Genomic DNA, 17,679 nt, shown 5'->3' on the forward strand with positions numbered 1-17,679 from the left:
TCTACACCCCTTTTTCTACACCCCTTTTTCTACACCCCTTTTTCTACACCCCTTTTTCTACACCCCTTTTTCTACCCCCCCTTTTTTCTATCCCCCTTGGCAAGCCCAGGGTGGTAGTTCCATCCTGTTACCAATGCTTTCAAGCGCTCACGTTCGCTTGCATTTTTGCTCGAACCACCACCCCCATCGACGTTCAGACTACAGGCAGGCACGGCCAACGCCGACGTTGCAATGCAGCGCGGCAATTTCCGTGATCCGGGAAGGTGAGAATCAGTCCTTGTCTGACACGGAAACGGCGCCACGATCGCGTACAGTGCTTGCACGGATTGTTAGTTTCAACAATCGCGTTTCTAACTCGAAAAGTGTAAGGAGGTAACAAAATGAAGGCACGCCATATTCTGATTTCGTCCCTGTTCATGGCCCTGGCTGGCGGTGCAATGGCGCAGAGCAGCGCACCGGTTGCACCTTCTTCCACCGCAACCAATGGCGCTCCCTCGAACGATCCCTTCGTGCAGAAGCGTCAGGCCGATGCCGATGCAAAGGCGCAGTACAAGGCCGAAAAGAAGGCCGCCAAGCAAGAGTACAAGCAGGATCGCGCCCAGGCCAAGGCGCAGCTGAAACAGGAGCGCCAGGAATCGACCGCGCAGCGCAATGAGGCGCTGGCGACCACCCCTGCCGCACCGGTGGACAAGTCGCACTGATCTTCAAGCGCAGCGTTAATTCGTGATGAAAGCCCCGGTCCTGCTGGATCGGGGCTTTTTTTCATCAGCTCGCCGCGCCTTCATTTTGTTAGAAATGAAGAAAGGCAGTGTTAGTGCCATCAGAAAAAACTATAACAACATTGACCAGCGGAAAAGTTGCCGAAAGACCATCGGAAAACGCGGCTTCAATCCCATTTTCGACGTCATCGGAACGTTGAGCGACGCCTGTTTTCCGAGCCGTTTTTTCATCCAAATCGGCGACTGGGCAAGCCCATCAAACCGCCTCAGTTACGCCCCTGCCGCCACAGGCGGCGCGCCGCCCAGGCCGCGCCCATCACTTGCAGCAGCATGAAGCCGGCCACGGCGTTCCATCCGGCATGTTCCCAGAACCATCCCCCCACCGAGCCCAGGATGCTGCCGCCCAGGTAATACGCCAGCAGGTAGAGCGAGGCCGCGTGCCCCTTGCCCTCGCGGGCCATGCGGCCGACCCAGCTGCTGGCGGCGGAATGGGTGGTGAAGAAGCCGATGGTCAGCAACACGATGCCGCCGATCACCAGCACCAGCGATGAGGTGCAGGTCAGCAGCAGGCCCAGGCAGGAGACGCCGATACCGGCGGCGACCAGGGGTGCGCGGCCATAGCGGTCGGCCAGTGCACCGGCCCAGGACGAGGACAGCATGCCGAACAGATAGGCGCTGAAGATCAGGCCGGTGACCGTGGCTGAGAGTGAGAATGGCGGGCTCATCAGGCGAAATCCCGCATAGTTGTACGAAGTCACGAACACGCCCATGTTCAGCGCGGCGATGGCAAAACACAGCGGCAAGCGGGCGTGGCGCAGATGGCCGCGCCAGAGCGCGAAGTGGTCGGCCAAGCGCATGCTGCTGTTGCGCACGAAGTGACGCGAGGCCGGCAGCATCATCACGAAGGCCACTGCCAGCGCCAGGTCCAGGGCGCCGATGATGAGCATGCCGGCGCGCCAGCCCAGATGTTCGGCCAGCACGCTCATGGCGACCCGTCCGGCCATGCCGCCAAAGGCGTTGCCGCCCACATACAGGCCCATGGCAAATCCCAGCCCGGCCGCATCGATTTCCTCGGCCAGGTAGGCCATGGCGACCGCGGGCACGCCGCCCAAGGCGATGCCTTCGAGGGTGCGCGCCAGCAGCAGCAGATGCCAGTCCGGCGCCACACCCGCGGCCAGGTTGCAGCAGGCCGCCGTGGCCAGCGAGGCGAACATCAGTTCGCGGCGGCCATAGCGTTCGGACAGCATGCCCGCCAGCACGATGGACACGGCCAGCAAGCCCGTGGACAGCGACAGGGCCAGGGAAGCGCTGGCTGCGCCGATGCCGAATTCCTGCGCGAAGATGGGCAGCAAGGGTTGTACGCAATACAGCAGCGAGAAGGTGGCAAAACCTGAGAAGAACAGCGCCAGCACGATGCGGGCGTAGGCGGCGCTGCCGCGGGTGGCGCCACGGGGTGCGGCTTCTGGCGCGGTCTGCGCTGGCGTCACGGGAGCGTCGGCGTGGGCCGCGCGGGCGGCCGGGTCGGACAGGGACTGCATGGAGGATTCCTTGCGACGGCGGGCACGGGGCCGGGCCTGCCGTCACTGTAGAGTGGATGAGTGGGTGAGCAGCCAGTCTGGAAGAAATCCCTTATATTGTCCAATATATGGGACAGGGGTAGTCCATCTGCAAAACAGATGGCCAGGCATCAGAAGCCCTGTCACGGACCACTCATCAGGACTGCTCATGGAACTCCGCCATCTTCGCTATTTCCTCGCCGTTGCCGAGCAACGCAGCTTCACGCGTGCCGCGGAAAAAGTGGGCATCGGCCAGCCGCCGCTGTCGATGCAGATCAAGGCGCTGGAAGAGGAAGTCGGCGGGGCGCTGTTCCTGCGCAGTTCGCAAGGAGTGGAATTGTCGGAGGTCGGACGCGTCCTGCTGCCGCATGCGCAGCGCGCCGTGGACCAGGCCGAACAGGCCCTGCGGGCCGCGCGCCAGGCGGCCAGCGGTGAGACTGGATTACTGCGTATGGGCTTTACTTCTTCGGCGGTATTCCATCCCCTGGTCTCGCATGCCCTGCAGCAGTTCCGCGAACGGCATCGCAAGCTGGAGATCTCGCTGAGCGAAGGCATCACCGAACAGTTGCTGGCCGATATCGCGGCCTCGCAGCTGGACGCCGCGTTCGTGCGCATCGTCACCACGCCCTCGGCGGCGCTGGGGGTGGTGGAACTGCCGGCGGAAAAATTGAAGGTGGCGCTGCCGCGTTCGCATCCCCTGGCGCGACGCAAGTCGCTGCGCTTGCAGGATCTGGCCAGCGAGAATTTCATCATGGTGCCGCGTGGCAAAGGTTCGGCCTTGTACGACAGCATCTTCAGCGCCTGCCAGGCTGCCGGCTTCGATCCACAGGTGATCCAGCTGGCCCCGCAACTGACCTCGGCCATCAACCTGGTGGCCTCAGGCCTGGGCATTTCCATCGTGCCCGAAGCCATCGAACAGGTGCAGCTGGCGCAGGTGCGTTACGTCGAGATCGTCGAGCCGGCGCCGCGTGCGCAATTGTCGCTGGCCTATCATCGCCAGTCGATTGCGGCCTCGCGCTTTGCCGCCCATCTGCAGCGTTCGCTGCGGCGGGCGGGCTGAGCGGCCCGCCGTTCAGGCCTGTCGATGAAATCAGTGCTGGTTGGGTTTGAAGCGTCGCAGCAGCGAGTTGGCCTGTTGCAGGAACGCCCGGGGGTATTGTTCCACCAGCCTTTCCAGCGCGGGCAGCATGCGCTCCAGGGCGATGGTCAGGGCGATGTCGCTGATCTCTTCGCCCCAGAGCACCTTCTGCACGAAGGCGACCGGGCCGATATCGGCAATGAGGCTCATGCTCATCTGGCGTTCCAGCGTGTCCGTGCGCGGTCCGAAGGACTCGTCGAAGATGCGCATGATCGCGGCTTCTAGTTCCCTGCGCAGGCTTCTGCCGGGGGCGTCCGGCGCAGGCGGCGATGGCTGGCGCGGTGCTTTGGCCGGCGCATTCCCGATCAGTGCGCTGGCCTCCCCCGCCATACGACTGAGTTGCTGCACATGCAGGGTCAGCGCGCTGATCTCGGCGAGCAAGGAGCGCAGTGGCATCTGTTCCGGCATGTCCGATCCGGCTGGGCCGGCTGGTAATGGATTCATGTTGTTCTTGTTGCTCAGGCAATTGGGGAGCTGCCCAAACCGCCTGCGTGAATCGATCGGACCGACGGGACCGCCCCCACGCGGATGAACCGTCGGCTTGCATGCATGCCCTTGCCTTGCGCACCGATCCTCTGGACGACACAGAGATCGCGGGAAGCAACCGGCATGAGTTTCCCTGTGGAAACAGCGCAAAGTATAGTGCGGTGCAAAAATTTACGCATGACAATTTCGCCCGCGTTTAGCGTAGACGCCACAGTGTTCTCCGGAAATATTGTTCAGATAATAAAAGAAAACGCCGATGTTGCGTTTCATTCATGTCTTATTCATGTCTTTGTATTTTTTTACTTTCCACTCCAGCGTGCTTCGTCCCAAGGCCTGCTTGCGGCAAATCGTCGCAGTGGGGCCTGGTTGTCAGGAATCGGTCAGCTTTGCGCGAATGTGAAGCAATATAATGAGAATGCTTATCGATTCCCTTATCCTTTCCCAAGAAGCTCATGCGCCTGACCGAACTCGCCAAGGGCGTGGCCGCCATCGTCGACCACGTGACTGATCAACATAGCGCCGACGCCGTTGCGGCGCGCCTGCGCGACTTGGGTTTCGTGCCGGGCGAGCCGGTGCGGGTGGTGGCGGCTGCGCCTTGGGGGGGCGATCCCATCGTCGTGCAGATCGGCTCCACGCGCTTTGCCTTGCGCCGCGCCGAGGCGCAGCGGGTCACGCTGCAGGTGGCCCAGGGAGGTGTAGCATGAGCGCGGCCGGTTTGAACATCGCCCTGGTGGGCAATCCCAATTGCGGCAAGACAGCGCTGTTCAACCAGCTCACCGGAGCGCGCCAGAAGGTGGCCAACTATGCCGGTGTGACGGTGGAACGCAAGTCCGGCAGCTTCACCGCTCCGTCTGGGCGCCAGGTGCGTGTGGTCGACCTGCCTGGGGCCTACAGCCTGCAATCGGTCAGCCCCGATGAGCGCGTCACCCAGGCGGTGCTGCAGGGGCGCTATCCGGGCGAGGCCGTGCCGGACCTGATCGTCTGCGTGGCCGACGCCACCAACCTGCGCCTGCACCTGCGCTTCGTGCTGGAGGTGCGGCGCCTGGGCCGGCCCATGGTGCTGGCGCTGAACATGATGGATGCGGCCGCCCGCCGCGGCATCCGCATCGATGTGGCGGCCTTGTCGCAGCGCCTGGGCATGCCCGTCATCGAAACCGTGGCGGTCAAGCGCGGCGGTGCGCGCGCCCTGGTGGCGGCCATCGACGGCGGCGAGCCGGTGGCGGCGCCCGCCGTGCCGGATATCGATGACCTGCACGTCGAAGTGCGCGCCCTGCTGGCCGTGACCGTGGTCATGCCCGCCCCCACCGATGGCCGCGATGACGCGATCGATCGCATCGCCCTGCATCCGGTGCTGGGCGTGCTCTTGCTGGCGCTGACCATGTTCCTGGTATTCCAGGCGGTCTACGCCATCGGCAAGCCCATGACCGATGCCATCGCCGATGGCTTCGGGACGCTGGGCGGCGTGGTCGGCGAGTGGCTGCCGGAGGGACCGCTGCGCGGGCTGGTCACCGACGGCCTGGTGGCCGGACTGGGGACGGTGCTGGGCTTCCTGCCGCAGATCCTGGTGCTGTTCTTCTTCATCCTCCTGCTGGAGGAATCGGGCTACCTGCCGCGTGCAGCCTTCGTGCTGGACAAGCTGATGGTCTCGGTGGGGCTGTCGGGGCGCTCCTTCATTCCCCTGCTCTCCAGCTTCGCCTGCGCCATTCCGGGCATCATGGGCACGCGCAGCATCACCGATCCGCGTGACCGGCTCGCTACCATCCTGGTAGCACCGCTGATGACTTGTTCGGCCCGCCTGCCGGTCTATGCGCTGCTGATCGGCGCTTTCATTCCGCACCGGCCGGTGCTGGGCGTGTTCAACCTGCAGGGACTGGCGCTGTTCTGCCTGTACGTGGCCGGCATCGCGGCGGCCATGCTGGTGGCCTGGGTCGCCAAGCGCATCGGCAATGCGCGCCAGGAACGCGCGCTGTTGATGGAGCTGCCCTCCTACCGCTGGCCGCACTGGCGCGATATCGCCCTGGGCCTGTGGGAGCGCGGCGCGATCTTCCTCAAGCGGCTCACCGGCGTGATGCTGGCGCTGACCGTGCTGATGTGGGCCATCTGCACCTTCCCTGCCCCGCCAGCGCAGGCCACGCGCGCGGCCATCGACTATTCCATCGCCGGCTATATCGGCCACAGCCTGCAATACCTGTTCGCGCCGCTGGGCTTCAACTGGCAGATCAGCCTGTCGCTGATCCCCGCCTTTGCCGCGCGCGAGACGGCGGTGGCGACGCTGGCCACGGTCTATGCGGTCGGCGGCGAAGAAGGCGCGGCCTTGCAGAGCGCGCTGGCCTCGCATATCTCGCTGGCCAGCGCCTTGTCCTTGATGGTGTGGTTCGCCTTCGCGCCGCAGTGCATGTCGACGCTGGCCATCATCCGCCGCGAGACGCAATCCTGGCGCATGGTAGCGCTGTCCTTCGGCTACATGTTCGTGCTGGCCTATGCGGCGTCCTTCCTGACCTATAACGTCGCAAGGTGGCTGGCATGAATCACGCGCTGTGGTGGCAATACGCGGTCATTGCCGCGCTGGTGACGGTGAGCACCCTCTACATGCTGCGCAAGCTGGCGCCCACGGTGAGCTGGCGCTGGCAGGCCCGCATGGCCAGCTGGCTGCTGCGGCGTCGTGGGGGAATGTGGCGGGCGCTGGGCCGGCGCTGGTTGCCGCCCGCCAAGGGCGGGGGCTGTGGCGGCGGCGCCTGTGATGGTTGCGGCGACAGCGGCGACGCCCTGCCGCCGCTGGAACAGAAGATCCAGTTCCACCGCCGCCGCTGATCTGCAGCGGCGCGGCGGATCAGTGCAGCTCTTCGGCCTCGAAGCCTGCCGCCCGCAGGGCTTGCAGCACCTGCGCCAGATGCGGACGCCCACGGGTCTGCAGCACCAGTTCGATATCCACGTTCTGCGCCGCCAGCAGCGTAAAGGCGCGCTGGTGATGCACCTCATCGACGTTGGCGCCGGCCTCGGCAACGATGCCGGTGATGCGCGCCAGCGTGCCCGGCACATCGCGCGAGCTGACCTTGACCCGCGCCAGCCGTCCGGCGCGCACCATGCCGCGTTCGATGATGGCCGTCAGCAGCAGCGGATCGATGTTGCCGCCTGAGAGCACCAGCCCCACCCGCTTGCCGCGGAAGCGGTCCGGATAGCGCACCAGCGCCGCCAGTCCGGCTGCGCCCGCGCCTTCCACCAGGGTCTTTTCGATTTCCAGCAGCATCAGCACGGCCTGTTCGATATCGCCTTCATCGACCAGCAACAGCTCATCGGCTTCGCGGGCGATGATGGCGCGGGTCAGCGTGCCGGGCGTGCCTACCGCGATACCTTCGGCGATGGTGCTCGCGCCCACCGGGTGCTCGGTGCCCTTGACCGCATTGACCATGGTCGGGAAGCGCCGCGTCTGCACGCCCACGATCTCGATCTCCGGCTTGATCGCGCGCGCAGCCACGGCCATGCCGGCCAAGAGGCCGCCGCCGCCGATGGAGACCACCAGGCAATCGAGGTCCGGCACCGCCTTCATCATCTCCAGCGCGACCGTGCCCTGGCCGGCGATGATGGCTTCGTCGTCGTAGGGGTGGACGAAGGTCAGTCCTTCCTTTTCGGCCAGTTCGTAGGCATGGGTGCGCGCAGCTTCCAGGGTGTCGCCATGCAGCACGACATTGGCGCCGAAACCGCGTGTGCGTTCGATCTTCACGCCGGGCGTGAAGCGCGGCATGACGATGGTGGCCGGCAAGCCCAGCCGTTGCGCGTGATAGGCCACGCCTTGCGCATGGTTGCCGGCCGACATGGCCACCACGCCACGCGCCCCGCCCCCGCTGGCAGCCACGTCCACCAGCTTGTTGCAGGCGCCGCGCTCCTTGAAGGAGGCGGTGAATTGCAGGTTCTCGAACTTGAGGAAGACCTGGGCGCCGACGATCTGGGACAGCGTGCGTGATTCCACGCAGGGCGTCTCCAGGATCTGGCCTTGCAGCCGGCGGGCGGCTGCTTCGATATCGTTGAGCGTTGTCATGTTGCGATTGTAGAGCGAATGCACCGCTTTGTAGCACTTCATGCAAGCGCGGCGCGAGGATGGCGATAAATCGAATGTGGATGCTTGCAAACTTGGAAAAATGAAAAAATCGGGGCCACCGATGTCGTTGCAGCGCTTGGCAGAGCGGCCTGGATTGCCAGGTCATCAACATCAAATTTCTTTTGTTTCCACCATTGAACTCGGTGGATGTGGCGACTAGAGTGAAGACTCGTCGCGCCACCGCCTGAAACGCTTGCCCCAGTGGAAGCGACACCTGCAAGGGCCATGCGCCCTCGCCCCTCGCGCAGCTACCTCAGCCTCAGCCGTTCTCATCAAGGAGACACCATGAGCATCGCCACCCGGCCCCCGGATGTCAGGCCATCCCCGTTACCGCCCCTGAGCCCTTCCCCGCGTCTGCCCGAACGCCCGCGCTACGAGCAGCGCACCACCCCCTTGCTGTTGAAGCTGGTCGAACTGGACCCGCGTGAAGTGATCGACGGCATCATGACGCCGGGCGGATATCTCACCGCCGACGTGATTCCCGTCGGTCCCATGCGCGAGGCCTGCCCGCACTGCGAAGGCGTGGCGCTGCAACTGGTGTTGCGGCACCGGCATGTCAGGCGCAGCCATCTGTTCTGCCGGGTGTGCACCCGGGTCTACGATGCGCTCAATGACAGTGGGTATTCGGTGTTGACGGTGTGACGCGACCGCGCTTTACCTGCAGGGCGCTGCGCGAAAGCGGCGCCCTGTTTTCATTTGGAGGATGCCTCCCATTGTTGCTGGCAACAAAGTAGAATCAGCCCCCTCAACGCAACAAAAGAGAAGCCAATGGAATATGCCTACAAGCGGATGGCCTCCCCGGCCGGTGTGCTCAAGCTGGTGGCCAAGGGGGATCATCTGGCTGCGATCCTGTGGGAAGACGATGACGCCCTGCGCGTGCGCCTGGGTGAGATGGTGGAAGATGAAGACCGTGCGGTCCTGATCGAGACCGAACATCAGCTGCGCGAATACTTTGCCGGTGAACGCGAGAGCTTCGACCTCCCCTTGCATTTCGAAGGCACCGAATTCCAGCGCCAGGTGTGGTCGGCGTTGCTCGATATTCCCTATGGACAGACCCGCACGTATCTCGACATCGCCCGCCAGCTCGGCAACGAGAAAGCAGTGCGCGCCGTGGGTGCGGCCAATGGGCGCAATCCCATTTGCATCATCGCGCCCTGCCATCGCGTCATCGGCGCCGGCGGCGAACTGACCGGCTTTGCCGGCGGGCTGCACGTCAAGAAGCTGCTGCTGGCCATCGAGGGCATCTCTACCGAAGGCCGCGATATCGGCCAGGTCATCGATCCGCGCCGCAAGGCGCAGTCGCGGCGGCGGGAAGATCCCAATCAGCTGTCGCTGCTGTAAATGATATAAATCATTTTCTCAGCGCTGCATGCCCCACTTCTTCACGGTCACGCGTTCCAGCGTATTGAAGACCAGGTTTTCCACCAGCAGTCCGATCAGGATCACCATGGCCAGGCCGGCAAATACCTTGTCGGTATAGAGTTCGTTGCGATTCTGGAAGATGTACCAGCCCAGTCCACCCTTGCCGCTGGTGGCGCCGAAGACCAGCTCGGCGGCAATCAGCGTGCGCCACGCAAACGCCCAGCCGATGCGCAGTCCCGCCAGGATGGAGGGCAGGGCGGCCGGCACCAGCACCTGCAGCACGAAACCCAGCCCGCGCAGACCATAGTTGCGGCCGGCCATGCGCAGGGTGTCCGATACTCCCAGGAAGCCCGCATAAGTATTGACCGCCAGCGCCCACAGCACCGAATGCACCAGCACGAAGATCAGGCTACCCTGGCCCAGGCCGAACCAGAGCAGGGCGATGGGCAAGAGTGCAATGGCCGGCAGCGGATTGAACATCGAAGTCAGCGTGCCCAGCAGGTCGCGCCCGAATTGCGTGGACACTGCCAGCGTGGTCAGTGCGAAGGCGGCCACGATGCCTAGCACATAAGCCTTCAGCAGCACCTGCAGCGACAGCCAGGTCTTGCCGAACAGCTCGCCGCTGCGGAGGCCGTCGATAAAGGCCTGCGCGGTCTGCAGGAAGCTTGGCAGCAGCAGGTCATTGTTCTGCCAGCGCGCGACGCCTTCCCACACCAGCGCCAGCAACAGCAGGATGGCGCCCTTGCGCACCCAGCCCTGTTGCCAGAGGCGCTGGGGCAGCGAGAACTGGCGTTGCAGCACCAGGCCGGGCAGGGGTGTCAGCGGGATTTCGTATTCGTCGCGGATCGGCGGGGTCTGGGCCATGGCGGGATTCAGTAGGAAAAACGGACATCGCTGAAATTGAGGGTCGGCGCCGCTGCGCTGGCCGCATCGGACGGGCCGCCTTCATCGAAGAGCAGGCGGTGGATGCGCTGCGCGGTCTGCTGGAAACCCACACCCCCCAGGCTGGAGAGGTCGTACTGGTGGCTGTTGATCTCGGCGCGCACGCGACCTGGATGCGGGGAGAGCAGCAGGATGCGGTTGCCCACCACCAGCGCCTCTTCGATGGAGTGCGTCACGAACAGCAGGGTGAAGCGCACCTCGTCCCACAGCGCCAGCAATTCTTCCTGCATCTTGCGGCGGGTCAGCGCATCGAGGGCGGCGAAGGGCTCGTCCATCAGCAGCATCTTGGGTTGCATGGCCAGGGCGCGGGCAATGGCCACGCGCGCCTTCATGCCGCCGGACAGCGTATGCGGATAGGCATCGGCAAAGCGCGCCAGGCCGACCTTGTCCAGGTAGTGGCGGGCGCGCTCGGCGGCGTCACGCTTGCCCAGCGTGCGTGAGGCCAGCAGCGGGAACATCACGTTCTGCAGCACCGTCTTCCAGGGCGGCAGCTGGTCGAATTCCTGGAACACCACGATGCGGTCCGGCCCCGGCTGATGCAGCACCTGGCCGTCGAGCCGGATCTCGCCCGCAGCGGGCGGCAAGAAGCCGGCCACGGACTTCAGCAGGCTGGACTTGCCACAGCCCGAGGGACCCAGCAGCACGAAGCGGTCGGCCGGGTAGACGTCGAAGCTCACTTCGTGGGTGGCCTGGACGACCGCCGTGGCGCTGCGGTATTGCAGGCTCACGCGATCTACCTGCAGCAGCGGCGCTGGCAGGTCCTGCGCGGCCAGGCTGGTGATTTCATGGGTGCTGACATGCATGGCGGGTCTGCTTCCGAAGGTGAGGGACGGGCGTCTCAGCTGCCGCCCTGGACATGGGGATCGTCGAAGAAGTAGTCCTTCACCGAGGCCGGCTTGTTCTTGATGGCGCCCACGCGATGCATGAACTCGGCCAGGCCATAGGTGTTCTGCGGGGCGATCTTGAATTGCACTTCCGGGTTCTTGATGATCTGCAGCAGCAGCTTGCGGTCGGTGTTGCCCTTGTTGACCTTGAGGTAGATGTCGGCAGCCTTGTCCGGGTTGGCGCGGATGAAGCTGGCGGTTTCCTCCAGCGCATCCAGGAAAGCGCGGTAGGTCTTGGGATTGTCCTTGCGGAATTTCTCGGTGGCGTAGAGCACGGTGGCCGAGGACGGGCCGCCCAGCACGTCATAGGACTTCAGCACGATGTGCGCATTAGGATTGCCCGCCAGTTCCTGCTCCTGGAAGGGAGGATTGCCGAAGTGGCCGGTGATCTCGGTGCCGCCGCTGATGATGGCCGCGGTCGCATCCGGATGCGGTACGGCGATGCTGATCTTGTCCAGGCGGTTGTACTGGGCGTCGCCCCACAGCTTGGCCGAGGCCAGCTGCAACACGCGCGACTGCACCGACACCCCCACGGCGGGCAGGGCGATGCGGTCCTTGTCGCTGAAGTCGGCGATGGTCTTGACCTTGGGATTGTTGCTCACCAGGTAGTAGGGGAAGTTGCCCAGCGAGGCCGCGCCGCGCACGTTCTGCCGGCCATAGGTGCGGTCCCAGATGGTCAGCAGCGGCCCCACGCCGGCCCCGGCGATGTCGACCGAGCCCGACAGCAGGGCGTCGTTGATGGCCGAGCCGCCGGAGAGCTTGAGCCACTCCACCTTGATGTCCACGCCAGCGGCCTTGCCGTGCTTTTCGATCAGCTGCTGGTCCTGCGCCACGTTCAACAGCAGATAGACGATGCCGAACTGTTCGGCAATGCGCAGTTGCCCTTCGGCGCGCGCCATCAGCGGTGCGCCCAGCAGCGACAGGGCCAGGGTGGCGGTGAGCAGACGCCGCAGGCGTTCCTTGAAAGAGGGGAAGAGGGTCATGATGTCCTGTAGGGTAGGGCCGGCCGGGAATGGCTTAGAACCAGCTTGCGTGGTAACTGCAGTTCTTTATTCGTTCGGAGTATATAAAGGGCAGGGCGGAAAGAAAAACTCGATTACCGCATAACCATATGCGCCCGCCGTATAGCCGTGAAATCCAGTCTGGGTAAGGGTTTGCGGGGGAAATCGCGGTCTTCTGCGAGGGCGCGTCCGTAACCGTGACATTGCCCGGCTGTCAAGTTCGGCGAGGTGAGGAAGAGGCAGCGGCGCAACGTCAGGGGTGCGTCAGCGGCAATTTGAGCGCACTGCGGGTAGAGTGCGATAAAGTACGCCTCCTGCCCGGACAGACGGCTGATCACCCCCCTTGGTGATCTCTTCTGCTGCCAGAGCCCTGTCCGCCGGCACTCATTTGAAGAAGCAAAGGGAGCAAGATGAGTTCATCTCACACCAATCCAAGCCTTTCCCTCCGGTCGAGCAAATTCCACCTGATTACCCTGGCGGCGCTGGGCGTGGTGTTCGGCGATATCGGAACCAGCCCGCTGTACGCATTGAAGGAATGTTTCAGTCCCGACCACGGCATTGCCTTTTCCCCGGGCGCGGTGCTGGGCATCATCTCGATGCTGTTCTGGTCCATCTCCATCGTGGTGACCATCAAGTATGTGATGTTCGTGCTGCGCGCCGACAACAATGGCGAAGGCGGCGTGCTGGCGCTGATGGCGCTGTCGCTGCGCTCGGCGCTATCGGGCTCGCCGCGCGCCAAGCTGCTGATGATGCTGGGCGTCTTCGGCGCCTGCATGTTCTATGGCGACGTGGTGATCACGCCGGCCATCTCGGTGCTCTCGGCGGTGGAAGGGCTGGAGATCGCTGCCCCCCAGACGGCCCATGCGGTCATTCCGCTCACGCTGGTGATCGTGGTGATCCTGTTCCTGATCCAGCGGCATGGCACCAGCGTGGTGGGCCGTTTCTTCGGGCCGGTGATGTTCCTGTGGTTCTTCTCGCTGGCCTTGCTGGGGCTGTACAACATCGTCAAGGCTCCCGAAGTGCTGGTGGCCATCAATCCCTACTACGCCGTGCACTTCATGGCCGAGCATTCGCTGCAGGCCTTTATCGTCCTGGGCTCGGTGGTGCTGGTGCTGACCGGGGCCGAGGCCCTGTATGCCGACATGGGCCACTTCGGCATCAAGCCGATCCGTTATGCCTGGCTCTTCACGGTCATGCCTTCGCTGCTGATCAACTACTTCGGCCAGGGCGCCAACCTGATCGCCAATCCGGATGCGATCAAGAACCCCTTCTACCTGATGATCCCCGATCCGCTGGTGCTGCCCATGGTGGTGCTGGCCACCTGCGCCACGGTGATCGCGTCGCAGGCGGTGATCTCGGGCGCCTTCTCGCTGACCAGCCAGGCCATCCTGCTGGGCTTCGTGCCGCGCATGCGCATCCTGCACACCTCGGAGGATGAGCAGGGTCAGATCTACATCCCGCTGATCAACTGGATGCTGCTGGTGGTGGTGGTGGCCGTGGTGCTGGCCTTCAAGAAATCCGACAACCTGGCAGCAGCCTATGGCGTGGCCGTGACCACCACCATGGTGATCACCACCATGCTGCTGGGCGTGGTGATGCGGCATATCTGGAAGTGGCGCATGCCGGCCGTGGTGGCCGCCATCAGCTGCTTCCTGGTGGTGGATGTGGCCTTCTTCGCGGCCAACCTGTTGAAGCTGACCGAGGGCGGCTGGTTCCCGCTGGTCATCGGTGGTGCGGCCTTCTTCCTGCTGATGACCTGGTACTCGGGCCGCATGCTGCTGCGCATGCGCATCAAGGATGACGGTATCCCCATCGAGCCCTTCATCGAAGGCCTGCTGGCCCATCCCCCGCATCGCGTGGGCGGCACCGCCGTCTTCATGACCGGCAATATCGCTACCGTGCCGGTGGCGCTGCTGCACAACCTGAAGCACAACCGCATCCTGCATGAGCGTGTGTTCTTCCTCAAGATCAGCATCTGGGACGTGCCTTACGTGGCCGACAGCGAGCGCCTCACCATGAAGGAGCTGGGCGGCGACGTCTACCTGCTGCGTGCGGCCTTCGGCTTCAAGGAAGCGCCGGAAGTGCAGAAGGTCATGACCTTGACCGAGCAACAGTTCGGCCATCACTTCGACCTGATGGATACGTCCTTCTTCCTGGCGCGCGACACCGTGGTGCCGAGCAAGCTGCTGGGCATGTCGCTGTGGCGCGAGCGCCTGTTTGCGTGGATGTACCAGAACGGCGCCAAGCCTTCGGACTTCTTCCACATCCCCGCCAACCGGGTGGTGGAGCTGGGGACCAAGGTCGAGATCTGATCGCGACGAGGCCCTCTGCCAGTCCCGCATGAGGATGCCGTCCAGCCGCGCGCTGGACGGCATTTTTCTTTTCCGCCACGATGTGCGGCAGTGCGGCGGGCATTCTGCCGGGCTTGGGGATAAGATAGCCCCATCCACATTGACAGCAGAGGCAGCCTCACGAGGGCTGGCACATCATGGTCAAGTACATCGGTACCCGCGATCTGCAGGCCTATCTGGCCACCCATCCCTTGCCCCAGGTCATCGGCGGCATGCTTGCCTACCTGCATCACGATTACCTGCGCTGGCGCGAGTTCGACAAGACCGCCCGTGTGGCCAGCCACTCGGCGCAGGGAGTGATCGAGCTCATGCCCATTTCCGATGGGCGCCTGTATTGCTTCAAGTATGTCAATGGACATCCCGCCAACACCGCCCAGGGTTTGCTGACGGTGACGGCCTTCGGCGTGCTGGCCGATGTGGCCAGCGGCTATCCGCGCCTGCTCTCGGAACTGACGCTGACGACGGCCTTGCGCACGGCGGCCACCTCGGTGCTGGCGGCGCGGCAGATGGCGCGCTCCGACAGCCGGGTCATGGCCGTCATCGGCAACGGTGCGCAGTCCGAATTCCAGATACTGGCCTTCCATCACCAGATGGGCATCGAGGTAGTGCGCCTGTACGATACCGACCCCGCCGCCACCGCCAGGCTCATGCGCAATCTGCGCGCCTGCAGCGGCCTGCAGCTGATCCCTTGCGCCAGTGCTGCCGAGGCCGTGCGCGGCGCCGATATCGTCACCACCCTTACCGCCGACAAGCGGCGCGCCTGCATCATCAGCCCGGCCATGCTGGAAGCGGGCATGCATCTCAATGCGGTGGGCGGGGATTGTCCCGGCAAGACCGAGCTGCATGCCGATGTGCTCAAGGCAGCGCGGGTGGTGGTGGAATTCGCGCCGCAATCACGCATCGAAGGGGAGGTGCAGCAGATGCCCGCGGATTTTCCCGTGACCGAACTGTGGCAGGTACTGGCGGGACACGCGCCCGGTCGCAGCAGTGCTGCGGAGGTGACGGTCTTTGATTCGGTCGGCTTTGCGCTGGAGGATTTCGCGGCGCTGCGCTATCTCGACGAGCAGGTCGATGCCCGCTTCACGCGGCAGCTCGACCTGATCCCCGCCATGGACGATCCCAAGGACCTCTACGGTCTGGCCGTCCCGGCCACCCTCTGGAAGGAGCAGGCGAACGCATGAACAAGCAAGCGATGAACAGGATCAGGATGATGGGCGCGCCCACCGACGTGGGCGCCAGCCGGCGCGGGGCATCGATGGCCCCGGCGGCCTTGCGCGTGGCCGAATTGCAGCGCGGTCTGCAGCAGCACGGGCTGGATGTCATCGATGGCGGCGACCTGGCCGGACCGGCCAATCCGCAGCAGCCGCCGGTGCAGGGATTGCGCCACCTGGAACAGGTGGTGCAATGGAACCAGACGGTCCATGAGGCCGTGGCGCAATGCCTGGCGGACGGCGAGCTGCCGCTGCTCATGGGCGGCGACCATGCGCTGGCGGTCGGTTCGATTGCCGCCGTGGCGGCGCATTGCCGCAGCCAGGGCAAGGAGCTGCGCGTCCTGTGGCTGGACGCCCACGCCGACGCCAACACCAGCCAGTCCACCCCGACCGGCAATATCCACGGCATGCCGGTGGCCTGCCTGCTGGGGGTAGGACCGGCGGCGCTGACGGCCATCGGCGGCCAGACGCCGGCCTTGCAGCCGCAGCAGATCTGCCAGGTCGGCATTCGCAGCGTCGACCGCGAAGAGAAGCGCCATCTGCGCGAACTGGGTGTGCGGGTGTTCGACATGCGCCACATCGACGAATACGGCATGCGCCAGACCATGGAAGAGGCGCTGGCCGGCGTGGGGCCGCAGACCCATCTGCATGTGAGTTTCGATGTGGATTTCCTGGACGCCGCGCTGGCCCCGGGTGTGGGTACTGCGGTGCCGGGTGGTCCCACCTACCGGGAAGCGCAGCTGTGCATGGAAATGATCGCCGACACCGGCGCGCTGGCCTCGCTGGACGTGATGGAACTCAATCCCGCCTGCGATGTGCGCAACCAGACTGCCGAACTGGTGGTGGACCTGGTGGAAAGCCTGTTCGGGAAATCCACACTGATTCGCTGAAGCCTGCAATTCGAGGTTGAAGGATTGCGGACAATGCCGGATCATTCAGGGTTTTTCCGCGTGCGGCGGGAGGGGCCAGGGCAAGCGCCGGCCATTCTCGCCAGCCAGGAACGGGTTCCCTGCGGGACCGCAGCGAAGGTGCGCACGCATCTTGCTCTCCTGCTTCATCCTCCATCAGAAAGAAGACATCATGTCCCTCAAGAAATTGTTGACCACCGCCGCCAGCGCGCTGGCCCTGTCCTGCGCCGCCGGTACTGCCCTGGCGGCTGACCAGACCTATGTGGTGGGCGCCGGCGGCACCTACCGTCCCTTCGAATTCGAAACCCCGAAGAAGGAACTGGTGGGCTTCGACATCGACCTCATCAAGGCCATCTCGCAGGCCTCCAACTTCAAGATCCAGCTGGTGAGCACCCCCTGGGAAGGCATCTTCGCTACCCTCGGCCAGGGTGATCGCGACATCATCATCTCCGGCATCACCATCACCGACAAGCGCGCCCAGATGGTGGACTTCTCGCTGCCTTACTTCCCGGCCGAGCAGGTCATCATCACCAACGCCGACGCCAAGATCACGTCGCTGTCGGACCTGAAGAAGACCCAGGTGGCCGTGGTCAATTCCACCGCCGGTGACATCGTTGTCTCCGAAGAACTGGGCAAGGCCAGCACCGCCATCCACCGCTTCGACAATACCGTGCTGATGCTGGAAGAACTGTATCGCGGCGGCGTCGATGCGGCCGTGGGGGATGTGGGCGTGATCAAGTTCTACATCAAGAGTCATCCCGAGAAGAAGTTCAAGGTGGTGGGTGACAGCAAGTTCGTGCGCCAGTACTTCGGCATCGCCGTCAAGAAGGGCAACAAGGAACTGCTGGACAAGATCAACGCCGGCCTGAAGAAGATCGTGGCCGATGGCACTTATGCCAAGATCTACAAGACCTGGTTCGACGGCGACGTGCCGACCCTGCCGCTGAAGTAAGCATGACACGCGCCACGCCGCAGCCGGCATGGCGTACTCCTGATGACGGCTGCTGGCGTATGTTGACGTATGC

The 17,679-nt window shown here is 64.1% G+C and carries 17 protein-coding genes; 11 read left to right on the forward strand and 6 right to left on the reverse strand.

What is annotated here, in order from left to right; all coding sequences use genetic code 11:
- Positions 1-380 precede the first annotated feature (380 nt).
- Complete coding sequence (locus ACP92_RS00230; protein WP_013232130.1) at positions 381-701, forward strand: hypothetical protein; 321 nt, start codon at positions 381-383, stop codon at positions 699-701.
- A 284-nt stretch (positions 702-985) separates the two neighbouring features.
- Here ACP92_RS00230 and ACP92_RS00235 read toward each other — a convergent pair whose 3' ends face one another.
- Positions 986-2,257, reverse strand: a complete 1,272-nt coding sequence (locus ACP92_RS00235; RefSeq protein WP_013232131.1) for an MFS transporter — start codon at positions 2,255-2,257, stop codon at positions 986-988.
- A gap of 187 nt (positions 2,258-2,444) precedes the next feature.
- On the opposite strand from ACP92_RS00235, the gene ACP92_RS00240 reads away from it, so the two are divergent.
- Positions 2,445-3,335 (forward strand): LysR family transcriptional regulator, encoded by an 891-nt coding sequence (locus ACP92_RS00240; protein WP_013232132.1) that lies wholly within the window; start codon positions 2,445-2,447, stop codon positions 3,333-3,335.
- A gap of 30 nt (positions 3,336-3,365) precedes the next feature.
- Here the strand turns inward: ACP92_RS00240 and ACP92_RS00245 are convergent, their stop codons facing one another.
- Positions 3,366-3,821, reverse strand: coding sequence for a hypothetical protein (locus ACP92_RS00245; protein WP_041309926.1), 456 nt, complete (start codon positions 3,819-3,821; stop codon positions 3,366-3,368).
- A 530-nt stretch (positions 3,822-4,351) separates the two neighbouring features.
- Between ACP92_RS00245 and ACP92_RS00250 the strand changes: the two genes are divergently transcribed.
- Genes ACP92_RS00250 through ACP92_RS00260 form a run of 3 tightly spaced genes read left to right on the forward strand, consistent with a single transcriptional unit; the run spans position 4,352 to position 6,710 of the window.
- Positions 4,352-4,603, forward strand: a complete 252-nt coding sequence (locus tag ACP92_RS00250) for a FeoA family protein (RefSeq protein WP_013232135.1) — start codon at positions 4,352-4,354, stop codon at positions 4,601-4,603.
- Positions 4,600-6,426 (forward strand): ferrous iron transporter B, encoded by a 1,827-nt coding sequence (gene feoB, locus ACP92_RS00255; protein WP_013232136.1) that lies wholly within the window; start codon positions 4,600-4,602, stop codon positions 6,424-6,426. The genes ACP92_RS00250 and feoB overlap by 4 nt, the downstream gene beginning before the upstream one ends.
- Complete coding sequence (locus ACP92_RS00260) at positions 6,423-6,710, forward strand: DUF6587 family protein (RefSeq protein ID WP_041309929.1); 288 nt, start codon at positions 6,423-6,425, stop codon at positions 6,708-6,710. Before feoB ends, ACP92_RS00260 begins: the two co-directional genes overlap by 4 nt.
- Before the next feature lie 19 nt (positions 6,711-6,729).
- On the opposite strand, the gene ACP92_RS00265 is transcribed toward ACP92_RS00260, so the two are convergent.
- On the reverse strand, positions 6,730-7,935 hold the full coding sequence (locus tag ACP92_RS00265) for a threonine ammonia-lyase (RefSeq protein WP_013232137.1): 1,206 nt from the start codon (positions 7,933-7,935) through the stop codon (positions 6,730-6,732).
- A gap of 345 nt (positions 7,936-8,280) precedes the next feature.
- Between ACP92_RS00265 and ACP92_RS00270 the strand changes: the two genes are divergently transcribed.
- Both ACP92_RS00270 and ACP92_RS00275 read left to right on the forward strand, forming a co-directional pair.
- A complete protein-coding gene (locus tag ACP92_RS00270; protein WP_013232138.1) occupies positions 8,281-8,637 on the forward strand; it encodes a hypothetical protein in 357 nt (118 codons plus the stop codon).
- Positions 8,638-8,763: 126 nt separating this feature from the next.
- Positions 8,764-9,336 (forward strand): methylated-DNA--[protein]-cysteine S-methyltransferase, encoded by a 573-nt coding sequence (locus ACP92_RS00275; RefSeq protein ID WP_013232139.1) that lies wholly within the window; start codon positions 8,764-8,766, stop codon positions 9,334-9,336.
- Between the two features lie 18 nt (positions 9,337-9,354).
- Here the strand turns inward: ACP92_RS00275 and ACP92_RS00280 are convergent, their stop codons facing one another.
- The 3 genes from ACP92_RS00280 to ACP92_RS00290 are packed head-to-tail and all read right to left on the reverse strand — an operon-like array spanning position 9,355 to position 12,166.
- A complete protein-coding gene (locus ACP92_RS00280; RefSeq protein WP_013232140.1) occupies positions 9,355-10,221 on the reverse strand; it encodes an ABC transporter permease in 867 nt (288 codons plus the stop codon).
- A gap of 8 nt (positions 10,222-10,229) precedes the next feature.
- On the reverse strand, positions 10,230-11,102 hold the full coding sequence (locus ACP92_RS00285) for an ABC transporter ATP-binding protein (RefSeq protein ID WP_013232141.1): 873 nt from the start codon (positions 11,100-11,102) through the stop codon (positions 10,230-10,232).
- Positions 11,103-11,137: 35 nt separating this feature from the next.
- Positions 11,138-12,166, reverse strand: coding sequence for an ABC transporter substrate-binding protein (locus tag ACP92_RS00290; RefSeq protein ID WP_013232142.1), 1,029 nt, complete (start codon positions 12,164-12,166; stop codon positions 11,138-11,140).
- Positions 12,167-12,594: 428 nt separating this feature from the next.
- Between ACP92_RS00290 and ACP92_RS00295 the strand changes: the two genes are divergently transcribed.
- The 4 genes from ACP92_RS00295 to ACP92_RS00310 all read left to right on the forward strand — a co-directional run bounded on the left by ACP92_RS00295 (position 12,595) and on the right by ACP92_RS00310 (position 17,606).
- The gene (locus ACP92_RS00295; protein WP_013232145.1) at positions 12,595-14,496 is read left to right on the forward strand and encodes a potassium transporter Kup; all 1,902 of its coding nucleotides are present in this window, start codon (positions 12,595-12,597) and stop codon (positions 14,494-14,496) included.
- Between the two features lie 176 nt (positions 14,497-14,672).
- Positions 14,673-15,716, forward strand: coding sequence for an ornithine cyclodeaminase (locus ACP92_RS00300; protein WP_013232146.1), 1,044 nt, complete (start codon positions 14,673-14,675; stop codon positions 15,714-15,716).
- Between the two features lie 11 nt (positions 15,717-15,727).
- Entirely contained in the window at positions 15,728-16,636 is a 909-nt protein-coding gene (gene rocF / locus ACP92_RS00305; protein ID WP_013232147.1) for an arginase, read from the forward strand.
- Between the two features lie 190 nt (positions 16,637-16,826).
- Positions 16,827-17,606 (forward strand): basic amino acid ABC transporter substrate-binding protein, encoded by a 780-nt coding sequence (locus ACP92_RS00310; RefSeq protein ID WP_013232148.1) that lies wholly within the window; start codon positions 16,827-16,829, stop codon positions 17,604-17,606.
- The last annotated feature ends 73 nt before the right edge of the window (positions 17,607-17,679 follow it).

Source organism: Herbaspirillum seropedicae (assembly GCF_001040945.1).
Lineage (GTDB): Bacteria > Pseudomonadota > Gammaproteobacteria > Burkholderiales > Burkholderiaceae_D > Herbaspirillum > Herbaspirillum seropedicae.

Bases quoted from the DNA above. Each gene is read 5' to 3' on its own strand.
- ACP92_RS00230 (WP_013232130.1), top strand. From the start codon at position 381: ATGAAGGCACGCCATATTCTGATTTCGTCCCTGTTCATGGCCCTGGCT.
- ACP92_RS00235 (WP_013232131.1), bottom strand. From the start codon at position 2,257: ATGCAGTCCCTGTCCGACCCGGCCGCCCGCGCGGCCCACGCCGACGCT.
- ACP92_RS00240 (WP_013232132.1), top strand. From the start codon at position 2,445: ATGGAACTCCGCCATCTTCGCTATTTCCTCGCCGTTGCCGAGCAACGC.
- ACP92_RS00245 (WP_041309926.1), bottom strand. From the start codon at position 3,821: ATGCCGGAACAGATGCCACTGCGCTCCTTGCTCGCCGAGATCAGCGCG.
- ACP92_RS00250 (WP_013232135.1), top strand. From the start codon at position 4,352: ATGCGCCTGACCGAACTCGCCAAGGGCGTGGCCGCCATCGTCGACCAC.
- feoB (WP_013232136.1), top strand. From the start codon at position 4,600: ATGAGCGCGGCCGGTTTGAACATCGCCCTGGTGGGCAATCCCAATTGC.
- ACP92_RS00260 (WP_041309929.1), top strand. From the start codon at position 6,423: ATGAATCACGCGCTGTGGTGGCAATACGCGGTCATTGCCGCGCTGGTG.
- ACP92_RS00265 (WP_013232137.1), bottom strand. From the start codon at position 7,935: ATGACAACGCTCAACGATATCGAAGCAGCCGCCCGCCGGCTGCAAGGC.
- ACP92_RS00270 (WP_013232138.1), top strand. From the start codon at position 8,281: ATGAGCATCGCCACCCGGCCCCCGGATGTCAGGCCATCCCCGTTACCG.
- ACP92_RS00275 (WP_013232139.1), top strand. From the start codon at position 8,764: ATGGAATATGCCTACAAGCGGATGGCCTCCCCGGCCGGTGTGCTCAAG.
- ACP92_RS00280 (WP_013232140.1), bottom strand. From the start codon at position 10,221: ATGGCCCAGACCCCGCCGATCCGCGACGAATACGAAATCCCGCTGACA.
- ACP92_RS00285 (WP_013232141.1), bottom strand. From the start codon at position 11,102: ATGCATGTCAGCACCCATGAAATCACCAGCCTGGCCGCGCAGGACCTG.
- ACP92_RS00290 (WP_013232142.1), bottom strand. From the start codon at position 12,166: ATGACCCTCTTCCCCTCTTTCAAGGAACGCCTGCGGCGTCTGCTCACC.
- ACP92_RS00295 (WP_013232145.1), top strand. From the start codon at position 12,595: ATGAGTTCATCTCACACCAATCCAAGCCTTTCCCTCCGGTCGAGCAAA.
- ACP92_RS00300 (WP_013232146.1), top strand. From the start codon at position 14,673: ATGGTCAAGTACATCGGTACCCGCGATCTGCAGGCCTATCTGGCCACC.
- rocF (WP_013232147.1), top strand. From the start codon at position 15,728: ATGAACAGGATCAGGATGATGGGCGCGCCCACCGACGTGGGCGCCAGC.
- ACP92_RS00310 (WP_013232148.1), top strand. From the start codon at position 16,827: ATGTCCCTCAAGAAATTGTTGACCACCGCCGCCAGCGCGCTGGCCCTG.